This window comes from Thermogymnomonas acidicola, assembly GCF_014646795.1.
In the GTDB taxonomy this organism is placed as follows: Archaea; Thermoplasmatota; Thermoplasmata; order Thermoplasmatales; family Thermoplasmataceae; genus Thermogymnomonas; species Thermogymnomonas acidicola.
The window spans coordinates 271,650-294,924 of the sequence record NZ_BMNY01000002.1 but is presented as its reverse complement, the minus strand read 5'-3'; the positions used below and the strand labels follow the sequence as shown (position 1 = coordinate 294,924).

Annotated in this window: 19 protein-coding genes; 13 read left to right on the top strand and 6 right to left on the bottom strand. The window is 58.6% G+C overall.

The window, feature by feature from the left end:
* Position 1 precedes the first annotated feature (1 nt).
* The 4 genes from IEW66_RS07225 to IEW66_RS07210 are packed head-to-tail and all read left to right on the top strand — an operon-like array spanning position 2 to position 5,532.
* A complete protein-coding gene (locus tag IEW66_RS07225; protein ID WP_229657555.1) occupies positions 2 to 850 on the top strand; it encodes a carbohydrate ABC transporter permease in 849 nt (282 codons plus the stop codon).
* On the top strand, positions 850 to 1,938 hold the full coding sequence (locus tag IEW66_RS07220) for an ABC transporter ATP-binding protein (RefSeq protein WP_188681556.1): 1,089 nt from the start codon (positions 850 to 852) through the stop codon (positions 1,936 to 1,938). The genes IEW66_RS07225 and IEW66_RS07220 overlap by 1 nt, the downstream gene beginning before the upstream one ends.
* Complete coding sequence (locus IEW66_RS07215; RefSeq protein ID WP_188681555.1) at positions 1,913 to 3,838, top strand: amylo-alpha-1,6-glucosidase; 1,926 nt, start codon at positions 1,913 to 1,915, stop codon at positions 3,836 to 3,838. The genes IEW66_RS07220 and IEW66_RS07215 overlap by 26 nt, the downstream gene beginning before the upstream one ends.
* Positions 3,817 to 5,532 carry a glucosidase family protein gene (locus IEW66_RS07210; protein WP_188681554.1) on the top strand — a complete coding sequence of 572 codons (1,716 nt, stop codon included), beginning with the start codon at positions 3,817 to 3,819 and terminating at the stop codon, positions 5,530 to 5,532. The genes IEW66_RS07215 and IEW66_RS07210 overlap by 22 nt, the downstream gene beginning before the upstream one ends.
* Before the next feature lie 38 nt (positions 5,533 to 5,570).
* Here the strand turns inward: IEW66_RS07210 and IEW66_RS07205 are convergent, their stop codons facing one another.
* Positions 5,571 to 6,608: a TrmB family transcriptional regulator gene (locus tag IEW66_RS07205; protein WP_188681553.1), complete on the bottom strand. Its 1,038-nt coding sequence runs from the start codon at positions 6,606 to 6,608 to the stop codon at positions 5,571 to 5,573.
* 127 nt (positions 6,609 to 6,735) lie between these two features.
* Here IEW66_RS07205 and IEW66_RS07200 point away from each other — a divergent pair, with 127 nt between their 5' ends.
* On the top strand, positions 6,736 to 8,001 hold the full coding sequence (locus tag IEW66_RS07200; protein ID WP_188681552.1) for an MFS transporter: 1,266 nt from the start codon (positions 6,736 to 6,738) through the stop codon (positions 7,999 to 8,001).
* Here the strand turns inward: IEW66_RS07200 and IEW66_RS07195 are convergent.
* Both IEW66_RS07195 and IEW66_RS07190 read right to left on the bottom strand, forming a co-directional pair.
* Positions 7,991 to 9,682, bottom strand: coding sequence for a thiamine pyrophosphate-binding protein (locus tag IEW66_RS07195; protein ID WP_188681551.1), 1,692 nt, complete (start codon positions 9,680 to 9,682; stop codon positions 7,991 to 7,993). The genes IEW66_RS07200 and IEW66_RS07195 overlap by 11 nt on opposite strands.
* A 2-nt stretch (positions 9,683 to 9,684) precedes the next feature.
* A complete protein-coding gene (locus tag IEW66_RS07190; RefSeq protein WP_188681550.1) occupies positions 9,685 to 10,113 on the bottom strand; it encodes an SCP2 sterol-binding domain-containing protein in 429 nt (142 codons plus the stop codon).
* A 167-nt stretch (positions 10,114 to 10,280) separates the two neighbouring features.
* On the opposite strand from IEW66_RS07190, the gene IEW66_RS07185 reads away from it, so the two are divergent.
* On the top strand, positions 10,281 to 11,660 hold the full coding sequence (locus tag IEW66_RS07185) for a pyridoxal phosphate-dependent decarboxylase family protein (RefSeq protein WP_188681549.1): 1,380 nt from the start codon (positions 10,281 to 10,283) through the stop codon (positions 11,658 to 11,660).
* On the opposite strand, the gene IEW66_RS07180 is transcribed toward IEW66_RS07185, so the two are convergent.
* On the bottom strand, positions 11,651 to 13,183 hold the full coding sequence (locus IEW66_RS07180; RefSeq protein ID WP_188681548.1) for a xylulokinase: 1,533 nt from the start codon (positions 13,181 to 13,183) through the stop codon (positions 11,651 to 11,653). The genes IEW66_RS07185 and IEW66_RS07180 overlap by 10 nt on opposite strands.
* A gap of 251 nt (positions 13,184 to 13,434) precedes the next feature.
* Here IEW66_RS07180 and IEW66_RS07175 point away from each other — a divergent pair, with 251 nt between their 5' ends.
* Both IEW66_RS07175 and IEW66_RS07170 read left to right on the top strand, forming a co-directional pair.
* Positions 13,435 to 14,925: an alkaline phosphatase family protein gene (locus IEW66_RS07175; protein ID WP_188681547.1), complete on the top strand. Its 1,491-nt coding sequence runs from the start codon at positions 13,435 to 13,437 to the stop codon at positions 14,923 to 14,925.
* Positions 14,915 to 15,490: a hypothetical protein gene (locus tag IEW66_RS07170; protein ID WP_188681546.1), complete on the top strand. Its 576-nt coding sequence runs from the start codon at positions 14,915 to 14,917 to the stop codon at positions 15,488 to 15,490. Before IEW66_RS07175 ends, IEW66_RS07170 begins: the two co-directional genes overlap by 11 nt.
* Here IEW66_RS07170 and IEW66_RS07165 read toward each other — a convergent pair.
* Positions 15,480 to 15,833, bottom strand: coding sequence for a hypothetical protein (locus IEW66_RS07165; protein WP_188681545.1), 354 nt, complete (start codon positions 15,831 to 15,833; stop codon positions 15,480 to 15,482). The two genes, IEW66_RS07170 and IEW66_RS07165, sit on opposite strands and share 11 nt — an antisense overlap.
* Before the next feature lie 10 nt (positions 15,834 to 15,843).
* Positions 15,844 to 18,324 carry a penicillin acylase family protein gene (locus IEW66_RS07160; RefSeq protein WP_188681544.1) on the bottom strand — a complete coding sequence of 827 codons (2,481 nt, stop codon included), beginning with the start codon at positions 18,322 to 18,324 and terminating at the stop codon, positions 15,844 to 15,846.
* Positions 18,325 to 18,457: 133 nt separating this feature from the next.
* Between IEW66_RS07160 and IEW66_RS07155 the strand changes: the two genes are divergently transcribed.
* The 5 genes from IEW66_RS07155 (at position 18,458) to IEW66_RS07135 (ending at position 23,268) form a co-directional block, all read left to right on the top strand.
* A complete protein-coding gene (locus IEW66_RS07155) occupies positions 18,458 to 19,813 on the top strand; it encodes a purine-cytosine permease family protein (protein WP_188681543.1) in 1,356 nt (451 codons plus the stop codon).
* The gene (locus tag IEW66_RS07150) at positions 19,785 to 20,327 is read left to right on the top strand and encodes an isochorismatase family protein (RefSeq protein ID WP_075056600.1); all 543 of its coding nucleotides are present in this window, start codon (positions 19,785 to 19,787) and stop codon (positions 20,325 to 20,327) included. The genes IEW66_RS07155 and IEW66_RS07150 overlap by 29 nt, the downstream gene beginning before the upstream one ends.
* Before the next feature lie 20 nt (positions 20,328 to 20,347).
* Positions 20,348 to 20,782, top strand: coding sequence for an SRPBCC family protein (locus tag IEW66_RS07145; RefSeq protein ID WP_188681542.1), 435 nt, complete (start codon positions 20,348 to 20,350; stop codon positions 20,780 to 20,782).
* A 31-nt stretch (positions 20,783 to 20,813) separates the two neighbouring features.
* On the top strand, positions 20,814 to 21,539 hold the full coding sequence (locus IEW66_RS07140; RefSeq protein ID WP_188681541.1) for an SDR family NAD(P)-dependent oxidoreductase: 726 nt from the start codon (positions 20,814 to 20,816) through the stop codon (positions 21,537 to 21,539).
* Between the two features lie 103 nt (positions 21,540 to 21,642).
* A complete protein-coding gene (locus tag IEW66_RS07135; RefSeq protein WP_188681540.1) occupies positions 21,643 to 23,268 on the top strand; it encodes a B12-binding domain-containing radical SAM protein in 1,626 nt (541 codons plus the stop codon).
* Positions 23,269 to 23,275 lie beyond the last annotated feature (7 nt).

The following is a 23,275-nucleotide window of genomic DNA, read 5'->3' as shown; positions in this document are numbered from 1 at the left end:
GGTGAACCTGAGGAAAACGGTATCGCTCGCAATCGCTTACATCCTCATGTCGGTGCTTCTCGTGATCTACGTGATACCCTTCTACTGGACCTTCCTGAAGTCCTTCAGGAACAGCATATTCGCCAACTTCCCCCCGGACTTCAACCCCCTCTCCAGGACGAGCGTGCACTACTTCATCCAGAACCTCAGGACAGTCTGGAGCTTCGGCTCATTCCCACTCTGGTACTTCAACAGCGTCTTCGTCTCTGTGTGTGTCGTTGCAGGGAGTGTGTTCATAGGTGCCCTTGCTGGCTACGCCTTCGCCAGGCTGAAATTCCCTGGCAGGGATATCCTGTTCTACGCAGTCCTGGCCACGCTGATGATACCTTTCCCTGTCATATCGATAGCATCCTACGTCTTCATGCTCGACATACACTGGCTCAGCACCTACCAGGGCCTCATAATGCCCCAGATCGCGTCTGCACTGAACGTGTTTCTGATGAGGCAGTACTTCACGACTATACCGGATGACATAGAGAACGCGGCTAAGATAGATGGCCTCCGCCCCTGGCAGATCTTCTTCAGGATCTCCGCACCCATAGCGAAGCCTGCCATAGCGGCCACTGCGATATACTCCTTCATAAGCTCGTGGAACAACTTCCTCTGGCCCCTGATGGAGGTGCACTCTATAAGGCTCTTCACCCTGCCGCTTGTCCTGAACTTCTTCAAGGGTGCGAACGGCACGCAGATCTACTGGAACCAGATGATGACAGTCAACATACTGGCGATGATACCGACGCTCATAGTGTTCATAGTGTTTGAGCGCTACTTTGTGGAAGGGATAGCACTCCAGGGGAGGCCTGTTTCATAATGTCAGTTAAGGTCGAAGGCCTGACGGTCTCATACGAGGGAAAGGTCGCACTGGACCACATAGACCTGGAGGTGCAGGACGGGGAGTTCCTGGTGATCCTCGGGTCCTCAGGGAGCGGGAAGACAACGCTGCTCCGCTGCATTGCAGGTCTACTGAAACCCACGGAGGGCAGGGTCTACATAGACGGCAATGACGTCACTGACCTCTATCCGTCTGAGAGGAACGTGGCCATGGTGTTCCAGAACTTCGCCCTATACCCGCACATGACCGTGCACGACAACATAGCACTGAACCTGAAGATAAAGGGGCTGAAGAGGGAGGAGATAGAGGAGAGGGTGAACCGTGTCGCAAAGGCACTGCAGATAGAGAAGCACCTCTCCAAGAGGCCAAGGCAGCTCTCCGGCGGGGAGCAGCAGAGGGTGGGCCTGGCCAGGGCGATGGTCAGGGACCCACTGGTCTACCTCATGGACGAGCCGCTCTCGAACCTGGACGCAAAGCTCAGGCATGAGATGCTCTCCGAGCTCCGCAGGTTCCACGAGCAGGTGAAGAAGACCATAATATATGTGTGCCACGACCAGGACGAGGCCATGGCGCTGGCCTCAAGGATCGTGGTGCTGAGCCAGGGCAGGATAGTGCAGTCAGGAACGCCCGAGGAACTCTACGACCACCCGGCTACGGTCTTCGTTGCGTCGTTCATTGGCAGCCCCGCCATGAACCTGATCAGGAGCGTGGCCAATGGGCACAGCGTTGCGCTGGGCAGTGAGAGAATACGCACCTCAACTGACTTCGGACAGGGGAGGGCGGTCATGGTTGGTGTGAGGCCGGAGGGCCTCTCGCTCTCAGACGACGGTGAGATCGTGGCCGAATTCAGGTACAGCACCATGATGGGCGACATGCTCCTGGTCACAGCCTCACTCCCTGACGGCACAGCGGTGAATGCCCTTGTACCGAGGAAGGATGTGCGGGGGCAGGTGCTTGAGAACTCAACGCTCCGGTTCACGGCACGTAACTCGAAGGTCTACATATTCGATGCTGAGACGCAGAGACTGGTGGAGGAGATAGATGCGGGACAGGCAAATCCTTACTGAGATACTCTCCACACTCACGAGGGTGGGAGAGGGGGACAACCACAGGGAGATGGAGGTATGGGTGAAGGAGTTCAGGGGCCCCCTCTCCTCATATTCCTTCTCCCTCATATCGGGCAACGGCTCCCACCTTGTGTCCTACCAGAACGGCGATGCCCTGGTTACGGACGGGCACAGGTCCAGGACGGGCCTATGGTTCGCTGACGTCTGCGTGGCCCGCTCGATCCGCTTCAGGTTTTCGGGCATGAGGTCGGCGGAAAGGATAAGGAAATACGTGCGTGGCCTGGGCTACATAGCCAGGGACTACGGCATGACGCAGACCGTGCAGTTCATGGTGCCCGGGCAGGGAAAGTTCGTCTGCTTCCTGAGGGGGCAGGAGGAGGTGGAGGTCGAGATCGATACCACACAGTCCAGGGCATGGCCCTCCACGGCCACCGGAGGCGAGAACTCAATCGCTGTCAGGAAAGGCCGTGCGGATGTGAGCGGGAGTATGCTTCCAGTGAGCATACACACCACCGGCACTGTTGAGGCGAGGGGAAATACAGTGAGGGTCATGCTCGGGCCAGGTGAGAACCGCATCACTGTGTCCCTGCTCGGCGATTACAGGGACGGTGACCTGCTTTCGACACTGGCTTACCACTCAAGGGTCAGGGATAACTGCGTCCTTCGGAGCGGTGACTTCAGGTTCGACAAGGTCTTCCTCTGGGCAAAGCACGACATGCTGGAGATGTTCAACACCACCCCCGCGGGGTCAGGGTTCTTTGCTGGGTACCCCGTCTTCTCATGGTTCTTCGGCAGGGACGGGCTCTGGATATCGATGGCCGCCATGGCCGCTGGCCTGGAGAGGGAGGCACTGGAGCACCTGAGGCTCCTCTTCTCCCACTCCGACAGGGGCCGTATCCCGCACGAAATCCCGATTACGGGCGACGGTGACCCAAGCTTCGAGATAGGGAAGAAGAAGATAGGCACGATGTACATGTCGGTGGACAGCAGCCCGCTCTGGGTTCTCGCCTACGCCCGCTATGTCTTCTGGACAGGGGAGCACCCGATGGGGGAAGAACTCCTGGAAGTCTCCAGGTTCCTCGCATCCCTGGACAGCGACTCTGACGGCCTGATAGAGAACAGGTTCTCAGAGGGACTCATAGGCTGGCCGGAGTCCTGGGCGGACAGGAGGGACGGGAAGTGCGTTGACGCCAACGCGTGGTACACCGAGGCCAGGCGCCTCCTGTGGGGCATGGGTGTATCAGGAGAGGTGGACATGAGGAAGGTGAGGGATACCTTCTGGGACGGGTCTGTGTTCCTTGATTCCATAGGCGAGGGGAAGAGGAGGATACTCTCCTCATCCACTGTGGTGCCCTGCATGTACATGGAGTGCGAGGAGTGCAGGCGCTTCCTGGACTTCATGGCAGGGGAGCACATGCTCACGCCGTGGGGAATGCGGTCAATGTCCACCACGGACCCGATGTACGACGGTGGGTACCACACAGGCACCGTATGGCCCCTGATGTCCGGCTGGCTCTCCCTGGCCCTCTTCAGGAACGGTATGCGTGACAGGGGCCTCGAGGCCCTTAAGACGTTCGTGGACGCCGCATTCAGCTCCGATGACCCCGGGAGGATAAACGAGACCTATTCAGCATCGGAGTTCGTGCCCACAGGCCAGTTTGCCCAGGGCTGGTCCTCATCGCTCTTCGTGCAGTCGGTGATCGAGGGGCTCTTCGGCCTTACACCGGACCCATGGCTGGGCCTGCAGGATGCCCTCACTGGCAGGCTGCCAGAGGGCTGGCCCTCCGGGCGGGCCACGATAGGGAACATTAATTACAGGGGCACACGCTATACCATTGTGCTTGGGAAGGATGGTGCCAGGCTAGAGGAAGAGGCTGCATGGCAGGAGCGTTCCCGGTAGAGGAGGCACCGCAGAGGAGGTTCGCCACAATATCTTCACAGGACGAGTACCTGATATTCCCCACAGACCTCGGCGAAGCGGATGCGGGCTTCCACGTGAGGGGAGAGATGGCAGGCTACTGGCACCACCCCTTCAGGCTCTTCCGCTCCATGCACGTGTACTGTGGGGGTGAACGCCTCAGGCCCGACAGGGTTCAGTGGTACCCATGGAAGTTCAACGCCACCTTTGGGGAGGGGAAACTGACCGTATCGCTTTTGACCGGTGGTGGCCTCGAGATATCGTTCCTGTGGATGCGCCATAAGGACATGGTCATAGACCTGAGGCCCCAGGAGGTATGGCTCTCCACAGGCAGGGGCTGTTCCATCATCTCCAAGGGCGGTTCTGTGGTGCTCGTGTGCGGGGGCCTGGAGTTTACCGTGCGGGCGGAACGCATGGAGCTCAGGGGCGAGACGCTTACTGTGGGGCTCGGCAGGTACGGGAGCTTCCTCATCCTGCCGCAGGGAAGGGGCAGTGCCCTCGCCTCCTACCCTTCGCACAGGTACCTACTCCCGCTGCGCATGGTCCAGGTTGAGCCGCAGGGTTCCTGGGTTGCGGGTGCGTGCCAGATGGCGAAGTCGAACATCGCCATGCTCATACAGCGCTGGGGAGGGAAACACCTGCTAACTGCAGGGCACCCAGACTTCCCGTGGTTCTTCGCGATAGACACCTTCCTCTCGGCCAGGGGTGCCATGTATACGGGTGAATGGAGGGCCGTGGCGGACACACTGAGGTTCCTGGCATCGCGGTCTTCAGGTGGAAGGATACCGCATGAGGTGGTGACCAACGGCGTCGTGTACAATAGCGGCGACCTGGAGGAGAGCGCCCTCTTCCCAGCAGTCGTGGCGGAGGCCAGCATGTGGAGGCGCAGCTGGCGCCTATTCTCCGAACTCTCCGATACTGTGGGCCGCAGTGTCAGGTACGTATGGGAAACAGGGCTAACAGGCAGGGGGATCATGGAGGACCAGGACAGGGGCTCCGGGATAGACATAGATACGGTGTGTTTCTTCACCCGCTCCCTGGAGCTCCTCCTCACAGTGCCCGAAGGTGTTCTGGGTGCCACGGGCCTGGGGAGGGAGGAGGTGGGGGAGATGCTCCGGTCTTCCAGGCGTTTGCTCGAGGCCTTCTGGCTCCCGGAAACTGGCACATACGCCAACAGGATAGTGGAAGGGGTGCCAAGGGACCTCGGTTTCTGGACTTCAGTACTGCCACTCTTCATGGGCATGTCCTCGGAGGAGAGGGCCAGGGAATTCGCATCTTCAGGTTACTTGCGAATAAGCGGCGATGGGGGCATCACTGTGTCGCCTGGAGGTACAGTGATGCCCGTGAACAACGGCATTGCTGCCATAGGGCTGATGAGGTACGGCCTTGTGGGGCCGGCCATGCGTGAGTTCCTCAGCCTCTCCAGGTCCCTGGGCAGGTACTCCCCGGGCTGCTTCCCTGAAATGTCGAACAGGGAGGGCTGCTACCTGCAGGCCTGGAGCGCTGCCATGTTCATACAGGCACTGGTTGAGGCCATCGGGGGCTACGATCCCACGGGTGGGGGGAAGAAGAGGGAATGCCCGGAGGTGCTTGAGCACCTGGGCCTGCCCAGCCTGTCTATGAGGAACGTGGTCACCCCGCAGGGCCAGGTGGACATAGATGTCCTTTCCGGCTGACCGATCCTTTGTGCTCCAGGCCCCATGTGCGCCCGGGCCTAGAGGACCTCCAGGGCCACCATCTCTATGTCCTCGACCTGCGAGTCATAACCGCCGACAGTGTATTTCTCATCCCCGGAACTGAAGGTGAAGTTCACTATGTCCTCGCTCACGGTGAAGGAGAGGATCCTACCTTCCATGGTCACGCTCTTCCCGCTCTCCCTCATCACCCCTGTGAGCACGGCACTCCTCCCATTGAGGCCGTACTCCATGATGTCGTTAATGGCCAGCCTGTGTGAATAGTACACCTTCCCTGCAGGCCCACTGCTCACATTTATCCTTGTGGCCCTGTACCAGGCGTTGAAGTAGTTGTGCACCAGGAACCAGCTCATGTCCCTGTCCCTGAACACGTAGCCGTATCTGCTTCCGTCCCGGCCAAGGGCAACGCTCCTCGGCATGAAGACGGACTGCCTGTCGTCGCCTATGACCGTGAAGAACTGGCCTGGGTGCACGGTCCTCAGGTCCCTGAACTGTGACCTCACCTTCTGCTGCAACTCGAGCAAAGGCGTGTGGCTGAAGAGGAGGACTGTTACCCTTACGCCCCTGGACATGGCGAGGCCCAGCACCGGGGCGATCTCGTCCAGTATGTCAGGCGTTGATTCCACGTAGACCGAGTGCCTGGCGTCCAGGACCACCTGGATGGCGTTGTTTATCACAGCCTTGAAGTTCCTGGCGTTTATGAGCGCCGGCTGTATATACTCGGCGCCCTCCTTTGCCCTGGCCCAGCTGAGGAAGAAGTCCCTGTTCCGCCTCAGGGTCTCCTCCCTCGCCAGCAGTATCGCCTCTGGCCTGATGGCCTCGAACCTCTTGGGCCTCCCCTCAACGGCATTTATGAAGCCCTTCCTCTCCAGAGAGGAGGTTATGTCGTAGAGCTGGGGCTGCCTGAGGTTCAGGTTCCTCAGCATATCTCCGGCCGACATGCTGCCATGCTCTATCAGCGACAGGTAAACGTCTGCCTCGTTCTCGGTGAGCCCGAGGTCTATGAGGATGGACCTCACAGTGGCCTCATCCTGGTTGAGGCGCCTGGGGGATGCCATCGGGCAAATATGCTCTTGGATATAATATACCTTTATCCGTGCCCGTGCCCTCGCTTTCCGCCAGTTTGTGTAATATATTTAGAAAAATGATACGCTTATATACGCCTTTCACCATTGTTTTTCCGGCATGGAAAAAAGCTCAGCTGACCCGCGCAGGTGGCCTGTGCTCATTGGCTACACCATGGTGGCCCTCTCGTCACAGTTCGTCTGGCTCAACTTCTCCGGCATACTCACCCCGCAGTTTCAGGACGTATTCCACGCGGGCCTGGGCATGCTGGGCTTGATGTCCGCTGTCTGGCCCCTGGTGTTTATACCCCTCTCGATTCCTGTGGGCCTCCTCATTGACAGGAGGGGCTTCAGGGTACCTGTGCTTGCAGGTGCCGGCACCGTCATGGTCTTCTCGTGGCTCAGGCTCCTGGCAGGTACTGACTTTGAGGTGCTTTTCGTGTTTCAGAGCCTGGCCTCCGTGGGGCAGCCCTTCATATTCAACGGTATATCGAAGCTGTCAGGCGAGTGGTTCCCCAGGCAGGAGCAGGCCCTGGCCAACGGGATAGGAACAATGGGCCAGATCCTGGGCATGATACTGGCGCTCGTCACCGTGCCCCTAATGGTGCCATCACCCTCGTATGCTGAGATTGTGAGGAGCATGGTCCTGGTATCGGCGGTCTGCACGGCCTCATTCCTGGCATTCCTGGCATTCTCCAGGGAGCAGCCCATGGCAACGCCTCCTGAAGCGTCTGCGCACTTCATGGGCAGCATGAGGAGTGTCATCAGGATCAGGAACATCCAGGTCCTCATGGCACTCTTCTTCATAGGTGTGGGGGTATTTAGCTCCCTGGCCCAGTGGATCGAGACCATCATGGCGGGCAGGGGTATCAGCCCCCTCGATGGTGGGATCACCGGCGCCATCATGCTCGTTGCAGGCATATCCGGAATGGTGGCTGTCCCCGTGGTGGCGGAGAAATGGGGTTCGCTGAGGAAATTCGTCATAGCAAACAGCCTCTTTTCCGCCCTATTCCTCTTCGCCCTCTCCTTTAGGATGCCCGCTGGCTACTACTTCGTCGTCTCCTTTGCAGAGGGATTCTTCCTGATCTCCCTGGCGCCCCTGGGCCTGCAGATATCTCTGGAGAGCGCAGGGGAGGAAAACGCAGGCACGGCCGCAGGGCTCATCTGGCTCCTCTCACAGGTCGGCGCGCTCCTCCTCATAGTGGTGGTGCCGTCACTGTACAGCCTGCAGGACGCCCTCAGAGTGGAGGCGTCTGACCCGGGGTTCCTGGCGGTGCTCGTCCTTGCCATTCTCGTCCTTGCAGGAGCGCTCCTGTCCCTCATGATAAGGGAGACGAGGCCCGGGGCAGGGAGCGGCATGGCGGGGCAGGCTGGCGTCAGGGACTGAGGTCGCAGCCCTCCAGCCATATCTCGGTCAGCGTCTGGAAGTCCGGCGGCGTCACCCCTGGATCGACCCTCACGTCCACAACTGCAGGCATGCCCGATTCCCTGGCCTGGGCTATGCACCTGCTGAGCTCTCCAGGGTCATCCACTTTCACGCCGAAGCAGCCCATGGACCTCGCTATGCCGGCATAGTCCACATCACCGAAGTCCACGCCAACGTACCTTGAGGAGTAGTATGTTGTCTGCGCCGACTTCATCATGCTCCATGAGGCATCGTTCAGGACCACGCACACGAACGGTGTGCCGAGCCTCCTTGCGGTTTCCAGCTCGCTCATGGAATAGGCGAAGGCGCCGTCTCCGGTGATGCAGAAGACCTCCTTCTCCGGCCTCGCAATTTTCGCGCCTATTGCGAAAGGCACCGCAGTGCCTATGTAACCTGCCCTCCCCACAGCACTGCTCAGGAACGCCCTCTTCTCGTACACCCTGTTCAGGTAGTGCGCCCAGACAGCAGTGTTGCCTCCGTCCACTATGCAGACCGCGTCCCTGGGGAACGAGGCCCTCGCGGCAGCCACAGCCTGGAGGGGGTGCACTGGCCTTCCATCTCTCTGGAGGCCCGCTGACATGGCCGAGGTCCAGGAGGCCTCAAGGCCCTTGTAGTTCCCCATGTCCCACCTGAACTCTCCCGCTCCTGTTTTCCGGAGGTGACTGAGGAGGGACGAGAGGAATACGGAGGCGTCGGAGACGACCTGTATGTCTGCAACCCTGCCCCTGGCGAAGCTCCCGGGATCCACATCAACCCTGACCCACCTCTGCCCGGCCTCGCCCCACACCGGGGGCCTGCCGAAGAAGTCGAGGTCGTTCAGGCCACACCCGACGGAGATCACGAGGTCAGCGTCCCTCTGTGCCGCTATGGCACCGTAGCTCAGCGGCACGAGGCACAGGCCGTGGTCCTCGGGTATGGCACCGCGTGCCTGCATGGTCGTGGTCACCGGTATCCTTAAAAATTCTGCCAGCCCCAATGCCAGGTCCTCCGCGCCAGATGCGACCACCCCTCTGCCAAGGTGGAGGAGGGGCCTCTCGGCTGCGGAGAGCACCCTGGCCACGGCCTCAACCTGCTCCGGGGATGGGCCTGAGGGGGCGTACCTGGGAAACTCAGTTGCGGGCCTTGATGTGTAGTCCCTGGAGAAGAGCACGTCAGATGGCACGTCCAGGTGAACTGGGCCGAAAGGGGGGCTTGTTGCGGTGTGTATGGCCCTGACGAGGCTGCCGGGCAGAGCATCCGGGTTGCTTATGTACGCGCTCCACTTCGTCACGCCCCTGAGGAGCGCCACCTGGTCAAGGGCCTGCATGGATCCTCTGTCAGCGTAGGGCCTGAAGGTCTGGTTCTGTGCCGTTATTATCAGGACCGGGACACCGTCAGCCCATGAGGGGTAGACGCCGCCCACCAGGTTCGCTGTACCTGACCCGACGGTTGAGGCGACGACTGACAGGCGGTTGGTCAGCCTCGAGAATGCCCCGGCAGCGTGCGCCGCTGACCTCTCATCCCTGAAGGAAATGAACTCTATTCCCGAACGGAGGCACTCGTCCATGAGGGAGTAGAGCTGGTCGCCGGGCACGCCGAAGACAAACTTCACGCCGTAATTCCCGAGCGTTTCGGTGATGAGGGAAGCAGCGCTCCTTGCCATGCTCACTCACCCTTCAGGTTGAACTTCGAGTAATCTCCATGGAATTCGGTGGCGACCCTCCTGAGCAGTGTGAGCCAGTGTTCTGTGGCAGGCACCATCCTGAGTATGCGGTTGAAGTCACCATCAACTCTCAGCCGCCTGGAGAGGAACGCGCTCGTGACGGTCTGCCTCCCGAGGAGCAGGTTCACCCAGACTGAGTACTTTCCTGAGATCGTGTAGTCAGTTTCCCTCTTCCCTGTCCAGACGTCATCGATCTTCCCTGCCCTGACTGAATAGCCCACAGTGACCGGCCTGTCTACGCCCCTCTCAGGCTCCTCCTCCATCACGAATGTGAACGATGCGTCGTTACCGGACATCATCTGTGCGAACCTGCTGTCGCCGTTCGTTACCCTTTGCACCTCCCTCATGTACTCGAGTGTGCCGAACTCCAAATCCGAACACCTGCCCTGCGCCCTGCAGAAGGACGCCACCACTGATCCTGCGTCGTGCTATAACACTTTCCACACCTTGGCGCGTATACCGGCACACACAGCACACAAGGTAGAAGGAATCGGGAAAAATGTGAAACCCTAAAATAGGCCATTGGACTTTTGCCTGCATGCCGGACAGCGATTCCTTCCTTGAGCAGATAGAGAGGAAGATGAAACCGTACGAGGCCAGAGGTTCCATCAGCGAACTCCCGGAGCAGGGCACTGATGCGGACACCATAGTGGAGGAGATGTCCTCCTACACCAGGGAGGAGGAGAAGGGCTGGAAGCAGGGCCTGGTATCAGGCGCAGTGTACCATGGTGGGGATGAAATGACGGGGTTCTATGAGCGAGTTTACAGGATATATTCCCAGACGAACCCTCTCCACCCGGACATATGGCCCAGCCTGACCAAGTACGAGAGGGAGATAGTCAGGATGTGCTCTTCCATAATGCACGGCGACGAGCTCACCAGGGGGTCTGTCACATCCGGTGGCACGGAGAGCATCCTGCTGGCCATGAAGACCTACAGGGACTACTTCAGGAAAAAGAATGGGATAGACAGGCCCGAGGTGGTCCTACCGGTGTCCGCACACGCCGCCTTCCTCAAGGCCTGTGACTACTTCTGCATCAGGCCTAGGTTCGTTGGCCTTGACGGGGACTTCAGGGCAGACGTGGAGAAGGTCAAGGAGGCTGTGAACAGCAACACAGTCGCAATTGTCGGTTCCGCCCCATCTTTCCCGCACGGCGCCGTTGACCCGATAGAGGACCTTTCGGAGGTCGCCATGGACCACGGCATCGGGATGCACGTGGACGCCTGCCTGGGCGGGTTCATAATGCCCTGGGCAAGGGAGCTCGGTTATTACTCTGGCAGGTTCGACTTCGAGCTGCCTGGCGTCACATCCATATCCATGGACACGCACAAGTACGGCTTCGCACCCAAGGGCACCTCTGTTGTCCTCTACAGGGAGCCGGAGCTGTTCAAGGAGCAGCTATACGCGACGGGCAAGTGGCAGGGCGGCATATACTTCACACCCACGATGGCCGGCAGCCGCCCCGGGTACCCAATAGCAGCCGCATGGGCGGTCATGAGGCTCATGGGGAGGAGGGGCTACAGGGAGGCCTCAAAGAGGATCCTGGAGGCCGGAAAGAGGATCGTGGAGGGCGCCAGGTCTGTGGACGGGATCAGGGTGCTGGGTAAGCCTCTCTGGGTCATCGCCTTCACCTCCGATGACAGGAACCCGCACGCCATAATGGACCTGATGGGCAGCAGGGGGTGGATGCTCAGCGGCCTCATCGACCCACCCGCGTTCCACATAGCCCTCACCATGAGGCACGTCAGCGGCGAGGTCACTGGAAAATTCTTGGAAGACCTGGCCTGGGCCTCCGTGCAGGCGAAGCACGCTGGGAGCACCGCAGGCATGGCCCCTGTATACGGAACAGCCATGTCCTTGCCTGCGGAGCAGGTGGACGCTTTCCTTAAGGACATAGTGGAGTGGCTCTACACCTGACGCGAGTTCATCCTCCTCATCTCCCTCCTGAGTTTCCTGTAGAGCTCCAAGAACACCTCGTACCTCTCCGAGTAGTCTTTACCGGAGGGCCTGAACTCCCTGTATGGCAAGCAGCACCTCCTCACCGCATCCATGTCAGCGAGGCCAGTGGACATGGCCGCGAGCATCGCTGCGCCCCTGACAGTTGCCTCCCTGGGATCACGGACTACCTGTACCCTCCTGCCAGTCACGTCCGCATATATCTGGGGCCAGTCTGGAGAGAGCGCGCAGCCCCCAGCCATCCTGAGTGGTTCAGACCTTGTCCCAAGGAATGCATCCACTGGCCCGAGCAACCACCTGGAGTTGAGGGCAACACCCTCCATCACGGACCTAATAACCTCTCCCTTCCCTGTGGAGAGGGAGACGTTGAAGATGCCGCCTCTCAGCCAGGGCTCCTCCACCGGCGCCCTCTCGCCCATGAGCCATGGTAGAAAGATCGCACCGCTTTCCCCGGAAGCTGCTACGGCCTCGTGTACGCGCCCATAGTCTCCCTTCAGGCCCAGGAGGTCGCAGGCGAACTCAAGGCAGGAGCCTGCGTTCTCCTGCTCCGCGGCCAGGAAGTAGAGGCCAGGGAGCGCTGCTGGCAGGGAGGCGATGTTGTGGGCCACATCTGTCTTTTTCCTCTTCACGTGCGACGTTATCCACGAGGAGGTGCCCAGGTAGAGGAGGGCCTCACCCTCCTGTGTGCAGCCTGAGCCTATCAGGGAACACTGCATGTCGCCGCCCCCGGAGATCACCGGCAGCCCCTCGCCCAGCCCCAGCTCGCCGGCCATCTCTCTGGAGAGGCCGCCCACCGCGTCTGCCGGGCTGACTATCTCCGGCAGCTTGTCCATCTGCAGTCCAGCGAGCCTCACAAGGCCCTTATCGTACATGACATTGCCAGGGTTCCTGTTGTCGGTGCACCACATGAGAGCTATGTTGTCCCAGGACGCCTTCACTGAACCGGTGAGCCTGGCAGCGAGGAAGTCCTTGGGCTCAAGGAACTTCCATGCCTCCCTGTATCTGTCCGGCTCCTCCTCCTTGAGGTAGAGGACGTGGGCAAGCGAGTCCTTGCCTGACATCGCGGGTGCGCCGCCTGTTATCCTGATCCAACGGACAAGCTTGTCGACCCTGTAGCCGCCCAGGGATGGGAAGCCACCTGCGAGCCTCCTCACTGCCCGTGCACCCCTGGTGTCCATCCAGATTATGGCGTTGCCTAGGGGTTCGGTGTTACTGTCAACGGGCACAGTTCCGGACCACTGCCCGGTGAGGCCTATGGCCCTTACCCTGACATTCCCGGCACCGTCAAGTGCGTCCCTCACAGCATCGATGCTCGCCCTCACCCAGTCCCTGGGGTCCTGCTCTGCCATGCCGGAGCTGTCCACCCTGATGCCGTATGGCCTGACGGAAGAGGATAGGAGCCCACCGGACGCATCGAACACGGCAGCCTTCACTGAAGATGTCCCGAGGTCTATCCCCAGGACGGCGAGACCAGTTCTGTCCAATCCATCACCATCCGGTTGAACTGATTTGATGCATTATGCGAACAGCTGCTAATAAAGTTCCTTAACAGCCCATCATGGGGAAACGGATACCTGGATGGGATTGACGGGCAAGTCCGGGTGTGCGCACCACAAGAGTTCTGGCGGTCATGCAGCCCCATGGAAAGGTTCCATCACACCTGGTTGTGATGGGACACTGTGTCCTACACTCACGGCTGCCAAATATTATATAAAAAATATGACTGGCAAATGGCATGAAGTGGACCTGCATCCTCGCAGCCCTGCTCATCCTGTCCGCCGCCATCCCCGGAGGGCTCCGGGTCCAGGGCGTCCATGAAGGGTATGCACAGGCATACGCTGCAGGTGAGAACAGCACAAGGACGCCGATAAGGCATGTCGTGAACATATTCCTGGAAAACCACAGCTTCGACAACATGTTCGAAATATTCCCGGAAAACCGGTTCACCGGAAACGCCACACTGTCATCGCAGCTCTCCAGACCGCTGAACCTGCTCAACAACACCTCGATACTGTCAATGCTGCACCAGGTGCCCTATGGGTGCTTCACCACACCCGATCCCTATGAGGGCTACGTGCAGTACCACATAGACTGGGCCCACGGGAAGATGGACGGCTTCCTGCAGGGCAGCGGCCCCCAGTCGCTCACATACTACACTGCTGACCAGATGGCGCCTGAGTGGGACTTTGCAGAGGAGTACGCAATTGCGGACAACTACTTCGCGCCGCAGATATCAGAGAGCATGCCGAACCACCTCTACTACATAGCCGGGTTCTCGCCCGTCATCAACGACTACGGCCCGCCCCCGTACGTGCCTTTCAGCGAAACGATCTTCGGTGAGCTGCAGCACTACGGCATATCCTGGGGCTTCTACATAATGAATGCATCTATGCCGTTTCCGGAGCTGGCCATCGTGCAGGGCCTGGCGGAGCACAGGCAGAACATCCAGTCCTGGGCACAGTTCGTGCAGGAGGCCAGGAACGGCGACCTGCCAGCCGTCAGCTACCTCTACTCCCAGGGCTCCTTCGATGACCAGGGCCCCCCAGACAACGTGCTCAACGGCGAACTCTTCCTGCTTTATGTTGTGGACCTCCTTGAGAGGAGCCCCGAGTGGAACAGCACTGCCATATTCATAACCTATGACGAGTTCGGAGGGTACTATGACCAGGTGCCCCCGCCCTCCATAGGCGGCGTGCAGCTGGGCTTCAGGGTGCCCCTTATCGTCATATCGCCGTATGCAAAGGAGGACTACATATCTGGCACCCTGATGACGCACACCTCCCTCATAGCCTTCATCGACTACAACTGGAGACTCCCGGCACTGAACCGCCTGGTGGCGCTCTCCAACATACCCATCGACATGTTCGACTTCACCCATGAGTACAGGGGCAACTACACCGCAAGGCCACCGATCGTATTCGGCGCACAGGAGGGTTTCCCGGTCCCGGAAACCATATACTTCAGGCCTGTCAACAATACATCAGGCTACAACTTCACCTCCCTCTTCCCCTTGGAGCCTCAGATACCGTTCTCGCAGCTGCCCTACGCAAGGTACGGCAGCTCGGACTTCAATCTCTCCCGGGTCAATTCCACGGTCTTCGTGCAGAAGGACACTTATATAATACCGTTCTATGAGCAGCCTCTCTTCTATGGCATTATAGTCCTGGTCCAGGTGGCAGTTGCTACTGCCGGGTATCTCAGGCGGAGGGGTGGCCATGGAAGGTAGGGCAACATCGATCCTCCGTGGCATTCCGTTTCCTGTGGCTGCATCACTCCTCTCCTCCTCCCTTATTCTCACTGAGGGCTATGCCTATTACCTGATATACCTCCTCGGCTACACCAACCAGTTCCCGTACCTGTTCGCCGGTCTAGTCGGGGGCATATCCCTCTTCACATTCCTCGGTTACCTCCTCCACGGGAGGCACTCCCTGGCCTACAAGGCAACCGCTGCGGTGGTCCTCTCCGCAGGGAGCCTGTTACTGGTCAGGGCAGAGCACCTCGTCGTCCCGAACACGAGCCTCCTTGCAGTGACCTTCATGGTCACTGCGGTCTGCATGCCCATCGCCCACCTTTACTCACCGCGCCTGGGTGTGAGGGGAAGGATAGCCTCCTCCTTCCTATCCTCCCTCCTCTCGGTCCTCATAGTCCTGGCGTTCGCAGTCCTCTATGAGGCCAGCGGGCAGCAAAACCTGGCAGAGCTCCTCGACGCACTGGTCTACGTGTCCCTCGCGGTTACTGTGGCCATGTTCCTGTCTCCATTTTCCAGCGCACGGAGGGAAATCAGAAATTGACGAACGACCTGGCGTAGTTCCCTATCAGCGAGCCGCCAGCCGCCATTGCCATGGTCAGCACGAAGACCAGTGCAGTGAGGACACCACCGGATATGCCAGCAATGGCACCCACCACAGCCATCTCCCTGCCCAGGCCATCCTGTATGAGGGGGTAAAGGTAACCTGCCAGCCCCACCGCGGATCCGGCCATGGAGCAGAGGGCCACAGGTATTGGCTTTCCGTACAACGGTAGTGCGGAGAGAAGGCCAGCGAGGATGGTAAGGTACCAGATGGGCGACATAAGGAAAAGGTATGTGAGGGCTGCCGCAACGCCGAAGGATAGCGGGTAAGCGTACCTGTTCACTTCCACCACCTCACAGTATGCTTATCTCCGCCATTATGTCCCTGGAAGGGAACACGTCGTAGCTGGGGTAATAGAGCAGTGGCAGATAGGTACCGTTGGCCCAGTCATTGATGTAGTTTGCATACTGTGTGCTGGCTGGATTACCGCTCTGCCCGCCCGGGTAGATCCCGAAGGAATCGGATATGTTGGCCAGGTTCACCACCATCTTGAAGCTCTGCCCTGACGCTGGGAAGTTATAGGGGCCAACTCCAGGCGCGTCGTTGGGGGTGTTGTAATCTCCCCCAACGGTAACCGGGCCCACACTTATTGACTTAATGCCTAGGATGCTGGGGAACTGGAAGCCGTAGAAGTGGGACCAGGTGAAGTTCCCATCCGGGTACATGCTGTAGAGGTAGTGCATGGCCTGCTCCACTCCCTGCACCTCGACCTGCGTCACGTTCATCCCCAGTCCGGGAAGTCCATGCCCTGTGATGAGCATCTCCGTCAGTGCGAGGCCGAGCGATGGTATCCCTATCGTGTTTAGGAAGCTGCCGCCCATGCCGCTGACGTTCAGGACGCTCCTGTATGCAGGGTATATTCCATAGTCCTCGAATATGTGGCTGAAGGTGTCGTTGAAGATATACATGTAAGAGAAGAACCAGACGCTTGCGGCCTTCGATGAGGGCTCCATGCTGTAGTTCCAGCCGGAGAGTATGGAGAGCGCGTCCTCGACGCTTGCGTTCATGGAGGAAGAGAGGTTAGCCTCGATATGCGGGAGGAGCAGTTCCGCCTGCGTATCCGTGAAGTTCTCGGACTGCAGCGTCATCATGTCCCGGAGTGTCAGCTCTGTGTGGTCCTCCAGGTAGTCCACCTCCAGCTGGGCCCTGAACCCTGGTGAGAAGCTCATCGTATCCCCGAACCAGTACGGGTATGCCGGCCCCACCTGCCTCTGGTTCGAACTGACTATGAAGCCGCTTGCGGGGTCGACGGCCTGGGGCACCATGCTGTAAGGTATGGAGGAAACAATGTACTCAGTTCCGTTCCCGGGCATGATGCCGTTGGGGTTGTACGGCAGGCCGCTGCTGTCTGCGAAGACAGGATAATAACCGGGCGATATGTCAGCAATGGTGCTGCTGTCAGCGAAAGCGAAGTTTTGGTATGGCGCCTCCCAGATGGAGAGGGCGTCCCTGAACTGCGTGTAGTTGGAGGCCCTCATGACACCGAGGAGCGCTCCGAGGTCGTTGCTGAACCTGTTCCCCATCCAGTCCATGACCAGGGCAGTCGAGCCGTCCTGCACCATCACCGGCCCCAGGTTCGTCCAGTTCACGGTCATGCCGTTCACATGGTAGTGTGTGAGGGGGTGCATGGTGCCGTTCCACAGGTACTGCCCATCCCTCACGGTCTGCACGAAGAAGAAGGTGCCCCAGGATATCGCCTCTGTATCCGTAAGAGTCCACGCGATGTTTTCGTTGTGCCCTATTATGACTGCGGGTTCACCGGGCAGCACAACGCCGTAGACTTTGTAGTACGGGTCTGTGAGCTGCACCTGGAACCAAATGGAGGGGAGGGTGAAGGAGAGCACGGGGCCGCCCACAAGGATCGGGTGCCCGGTGGACGTCCTGTTCCCGGCCACGACCCACTCGTTGCTGTGCTCCGGCGGGTTGGTACCGAGGAGGTTGAGCGGGTCCCACTCCTCCGCCAGTCTGAGCGCAAGCGACTGCACCGTGTTGTTTACCATGTAGTTGTTCTCCGATATCGCGAGCACGGTACTGTTCGGTTCTCCTGAGTAGCCGGCGTAGTAGTATGTCTGTATGGGGTTGAAGGGCGGTATGATCGAGTTTATCGCCGGCCCCATCCTGCTGTACATGAGGCTGTAGAGCAGGGGGTCATCGCTGAACTCTAGGACCTGTATCATGTATTCCTGAATGGCGATGGAGAACACCGGGTTCCAGTAAAGGGGCTTCTTGCCAAGGAGCTTGAACTCCAGTGGTAGGAGGTTGTGGGCCAGCGAGTAGTTTATGTAGTCGTTTATGCCCTCCGAATAGGCCTCAAGTGCCTGCACGCTCTCGGCATCGGTGGCGTTTACTGTCGCGTTGCCCAGCATTTCCTGCCAGTCCTTCTGTGCTGTCACCGGCACCCCAACGAGCGTCTGGAACCTGTCGTAGTTGGCGTAGCCACTTCCGAGCAGGTACTGGAGCCTGCCCATTGATGCAAGGGCAATGAGCTCCATCTGGAAGAGCCTCTCCTTAGCCTGCAGGAACCCGAGCGTCAGGAACATATCGTTGTTGTCCTCGGCGTATATGTGGTAGACGCCGTACCTGTCCTCTATGACAGCCACAGGCCTCTGTAGGCCCTGGACGAAGTAGGTCTCGTTCTTTATCACCAGGTTCCTTGAGTTCTGCTCTACCCCGCTGTTGGGGTTAAGTATAGTGAAGAGTGGCGTGAACGATGCAACAACCACCACTACGATTATAATCACCGCACCTGCAGCAACATAGACCTCTCTGCGCACGGTAGCCCTAACTGAAACCAGTTAAATAAAACTCCCCCACTCTTTTAAATACATGCCGTAGCGATCACAGACCGCAGTTGAAGGGAACATTATGTATTAATATGTCGAACACATGTTCGGACAGTGGTTCCATATGGTTGATTTTGATGACAGGCCACTGAGGATCGAGAGTGCAGGCATAGAGTCAGTGCCCGTGGAACACAGGCACGGCCATGCACGCGAGCTCTTCTACCTGTGGTTTGCCAGCAACCTTGGCATCCTCAACATAGTGTACGGTGCAGTTGTGGCCTCACTTGGCCTTAACTTCTGGCAGGCTGTAGCTGCCATAGGTACAGGCCTCCTCACATTCGTCATTGTTGGCATCCTCTCCCTGCCGGGTGTGAGGCAGGGATCGACAATGATGGTCTCCTCGTCCGTGGTCTTCGGGAGGAGGGGCAACATACTGCCCACGCTCTTCTCGTACCTGACAGTCCTCGGCTGGGAGACTGCGCTAATGTGTGTGGGCACTCTCCTGCTCACCACGCTGTTCCAGCGCCTCCTTGGGTTCGGTTACCTGGAAGCGGTCTCGGTCTCACTCCCGGTATCGCTGGCTGCAACCTTTGTGTGGCCTATTTTTGGGCACGCAACCGTATCCTCCTTCCAGAAGTATGCCTCGTACACGTTCGGCCTCTTGACCGTACCTGTGATACTCTTCCTCTGGCCACACGTGGACTATGCATTTCTGGACAGTCCAGGGGCTGGCCCTGGCGCATTCGTGTCTGCTGTCACGTTCATATTTTCAGGCACTACACTGGGCTGGGTGAACTACGCATCTGACTACAGCAGGTACCTGCCACTGGGGACAAGTGAGAAGAAAGTAGTCCTGTACCCACTGATCGGGGCTTTCCTGCCTTTGTTCGCCCTCTCGATGCTCGGCTTCCTCCTCGTGTCTAGGGAAGAGATAGCCAGTTCCTCTAACCCCTTCCTGCTCATAGGCTCCCTAATGCCGGCATGGTTCCTTGCCGTCTACTATGTCCTGGGGTTCGGTATGAACACGAGCACAAACATAATGAACGCCTACTCATCTGGCCTCAACCTGTTGCTCCTTGGCCTGAGAATGCCGAGGTACAGGAGCGTCTGGATCGACGCCGCTGTGTCCGGGGCAGGTGCAGCCTTCATACTCCTCTCCCTGAGGAGTTTCCTGGGGTCTTTCGAGTCGTTTTTGAGCCTGCTTGGTGACTGGGCTGGACCATGGAGCATGGTCATGGTGGTACACACACTCCTCTCTGGGAGGGTGCGGGTACATGGCCCTGCCAGGCCCCTGCTTTCCTGGCTCATCGGAACGGCAGTGGCCTTCCTCCTCTCCTCGTCTCCGTTCTTCACTGGGCCCCTTGCCACAGGAATCTTCAGGAATTCCGATGCAGGTGTACTGCTGGGCTCTTTCGTCTCTCTTGTTCTTTCTCTCGTGCTCCTCGGAGGTGGTGGCACACGAAGGCCGTCGTCATCATAGACCCGCAGGAGGGCTCAGGTGCAGGTCAACGGTTGTTGCGCTGATAAGGGTTGCAGACCTGCTTCGCACGGAGGCATTTAGCGGGCTTCCGGTGGCTGTGTGCGCCTTCAAGAACGATGAAATCTCACCATTCAGGAGTTTCATGGAGTGGTGGCCAGGCTTTAGGGAACAGGGTGACAGGCAACTTATGCAGGAGTTCGATTTCTCACGCTATCCTGTGTTCTGGCACAACACCTACAGCCCACTGACAGCAGAGCTCTCTGTGTGGCTCAGGGAAAACGCGATTCGGGAAGTGCTCGTCACTGGCGTGGAGACCTCAGCCTCTGTGGTGATGTTCTCGATGCAGCTCTTCGACATAGGTGTTAGGCCAGTGGTGTGCTTCGAGCTAGTTGGAGACACTTATGGTGACCAGGGCCAGAAAGCCGGTGTAAGTGTGCTCAGGAAGGTCTTGAGCGAGGCGAACATAATGGCATACAGTCGCCTCTCTTCGTGGGCACAGTCCACAGATATATAGTGTGTTTAGATCCTTACACCATGATAAGGTTCAGGGAGAGCGTGGAAATAGATTCCGATCCGGAGAGGGTGTTCATTGTCGTGAGCAACATAAGCACCATACCGGAGTTCTGGCACGGCACCAGGGAGCTTTCAGGTGGCCCCGATGTCTACAGGATAAGGTTCGCTTTCCCGCGGACCGGGACTGTGAGGTTCAGTATGGGAGAGGGGAGGTTCGAGACCCATTACCTCACAGGGCCCATTAAGGGCATGAAGGTGGAGGAGGTCTCTGGCGAGGGCGGGAGGACACGCCTCTCTTCCACATGGGAGGTGTCGCTCTCCCTCTACCTCCGCCTGTTCGAGGGGAGGATTGCGGAGCACTTCAGGACGGGCACGAGGCACGCACTCATGAGGATAAAGCACGAGTGCGAGAGGGCCAGTGCGGAGAGTGGCGTTTTAAGTCCGGAGAGCCACTGAATCTTTGAGTACATGTCAGCCATGGGAGTGTATGGCCAGGACTGCACTTGTCACAGGTTCAGCCACGGGCATGGGCCTCGCTGTTGTATCTGACCTCCTCTCGCGGGGCTGGCAGGTCATTGCAGTGCACAGGAAGGAGCACGGTGAGTTCAGGGAGGTCAGGGAGAGGTACGGGGACATGGTGGTGGACGTTGTCACTGACCTTTCCGGGCAGGAGGGCATCGATACGGTCTCTGGGAGGATCGAGGAGATGGGTGTGAGGCTTGACGGGCTGGTCAACAACGCTGGCGTTGGTGGCATAGGTGACGTCACTGCAGTCGAGAGAAAGGTATGGGACAGGGTCGTAAGCGTGAACCTCACAGCGCCGGTCTTCCTCGTGAGGTCCCTGCACACAAGGATGCAGGACGGCTCTGCGATAGTGAACATATCCTCACTGGCAGGCCTCAGGGTGGGCCTGGGCTCCATATCCTATGAGGCCACCAAGGCAGCGCTCATACACGCCACAAGGTCAATGGCGCTCTCCCTGGCGCCCAGGGTCAGGGTGAACACCGTGGCCCCGGGCTTCATAAGGACGAACATGACGCAGTGGCTCTGGGGGGACGAGAAGGCTCTTTCTTCCGTGCAGGACAGGATACCGCTGAAGAGGATAGGCTCCCCGGAAGAGGTTGCAAGGGTGGTATCGTTCCTCCTCTCCGGAGACGCCTCTTACATAACAGGCCAGGTCATCGTTGTGGACGGCGGCATCTCGCTTTCCTAACGAGCACCCGATTTGGGATTTAAATTTTAACCTCCGTACAATAATAAGAAGTTAATTTTTACCCGATCCATTAAAGTTTTAAATATAGATTTCATAAAAAAATATGTCCTACTCTGTTGTCATAACCGCTGACAGGGGTAGTTTCACGGATTATTCCAGGAGCACCGCTCTGGGCTATGTGGCCTGCATGCCCTACAGGCTGGTGCCGAGGATAATGATGGACAAGATATTCGCTCCAGAGCTGAAGACCGGCAGAGAAGTGGAAGCAAAGTTCGCTCCGTACGCCCTCAGGAAGGTAGAGGCATCGGTTTACAGTGCTGGCATAAAGAGCGTTGGTGTCGTCCCGCCCTCGGCGCTAGAGAGGGCTGTGGACAGCAACACGAAGGTAGTAGGTATATCAGTGCACGATCCATACGGGCTGAGCCCCGTTTCCACCAAGCTCACCATGCTCTTCGGCGGTGGCCCCTCATGGACGGCCAGGTTCTTTGAGGAACTGGGCGAGAAGGTCTCTGAACTGAAGAAGAAATACGGCTTCAGGGTAATAGTGGGCGGCCCTGGCGTGTGGCAGATGAGCCTGGAGAGGCCCGACTGGGTGGACGTGGTCTTCAACGGCGAGGTTGAGGTGGACATGCCGAAGGTCATAAACGACCTGGTGGCGGGCAGGGAAGTGCCCAGGATCGTGAACGGCAGGAACGCGCCAGTGGAGCAGATACCCACCATAATAAAGCCGTCCAGGATGGGCGAGGTGCAGATAACAAGGGGCTGCCCCAGGGGGTGTCAGTTCTGCTCCATCACGCCCGAGACTTTCAGGACAATACCCATGGAGCAGATAAAGAGGGAGCTGTCCATAAACATAGCGGCTGGAGAGACGGTGAGCGACCTGATAACGGATGACATCATGCTCTACGGCTCCAAGAGGCTGGGCGTTAACCACGAGGCCATAGTGAACCTCTTCAGCGAGGTCAAGAAGATGGGCATAGAGCAGATGTACTTCAGCCACATATCCGCACCTCCGGTGGTGCAGAGCCCTGAGACCGTTGAGGCCATATCGCACATAGCGGAGTACGACAGGTACGGTGCGGAAACGCCGGTGATCGGACTTGAGAGCGGGAGCGAGAGGATAATATCAAAGTACATGAGGGGCAAGCCGTTCCCGTACAGGCCGGAGCAGTGGGGAGAGGTCATAGTGGAGAGCGCGAGGATACTGGCGGACAACCACGTGCACGCCTGCTACACCATGACCATAGGCTACCCGGATGAGACGGACGAGGATGTGGAGAAGAGCATAAGGCTGGTGGAGGACATCATAGAGAGCGGCGTAAAGGTGTGGGTCTTCCCTCTGCCCGTGATACCGATAACGAGCACCAGGCTTGCCAAGAACCCGTTCCCCGCCCTCGAGAAGCTCCCGTCGAAGTACTGGGAGTTGCTCTACATCGCCTGGAAGCACGACCTGAAGGTCACCAGGGACCTCATGCCAGGACTCAACGCTAGGCTTAACAACGGCGTGGTGGCGAAGATGGTGGAGTTCATGACGGACAGGATATTCAGCAGCATCGAGGACGTGTTCAAGGAGTTCATGGAGACCAAGGGCAGAAAGGCCTACGACTACTCGAAGATCGACCTCTCCGGCATGCTCGGTGCCGTGAAGTCCGTGTACTGGCTCTCACTCTCCGTCATAAACAAACACAGGGAGCAGGAGAGCAAGGGTGCGGTATCCGTATCCTCATAATACTCCT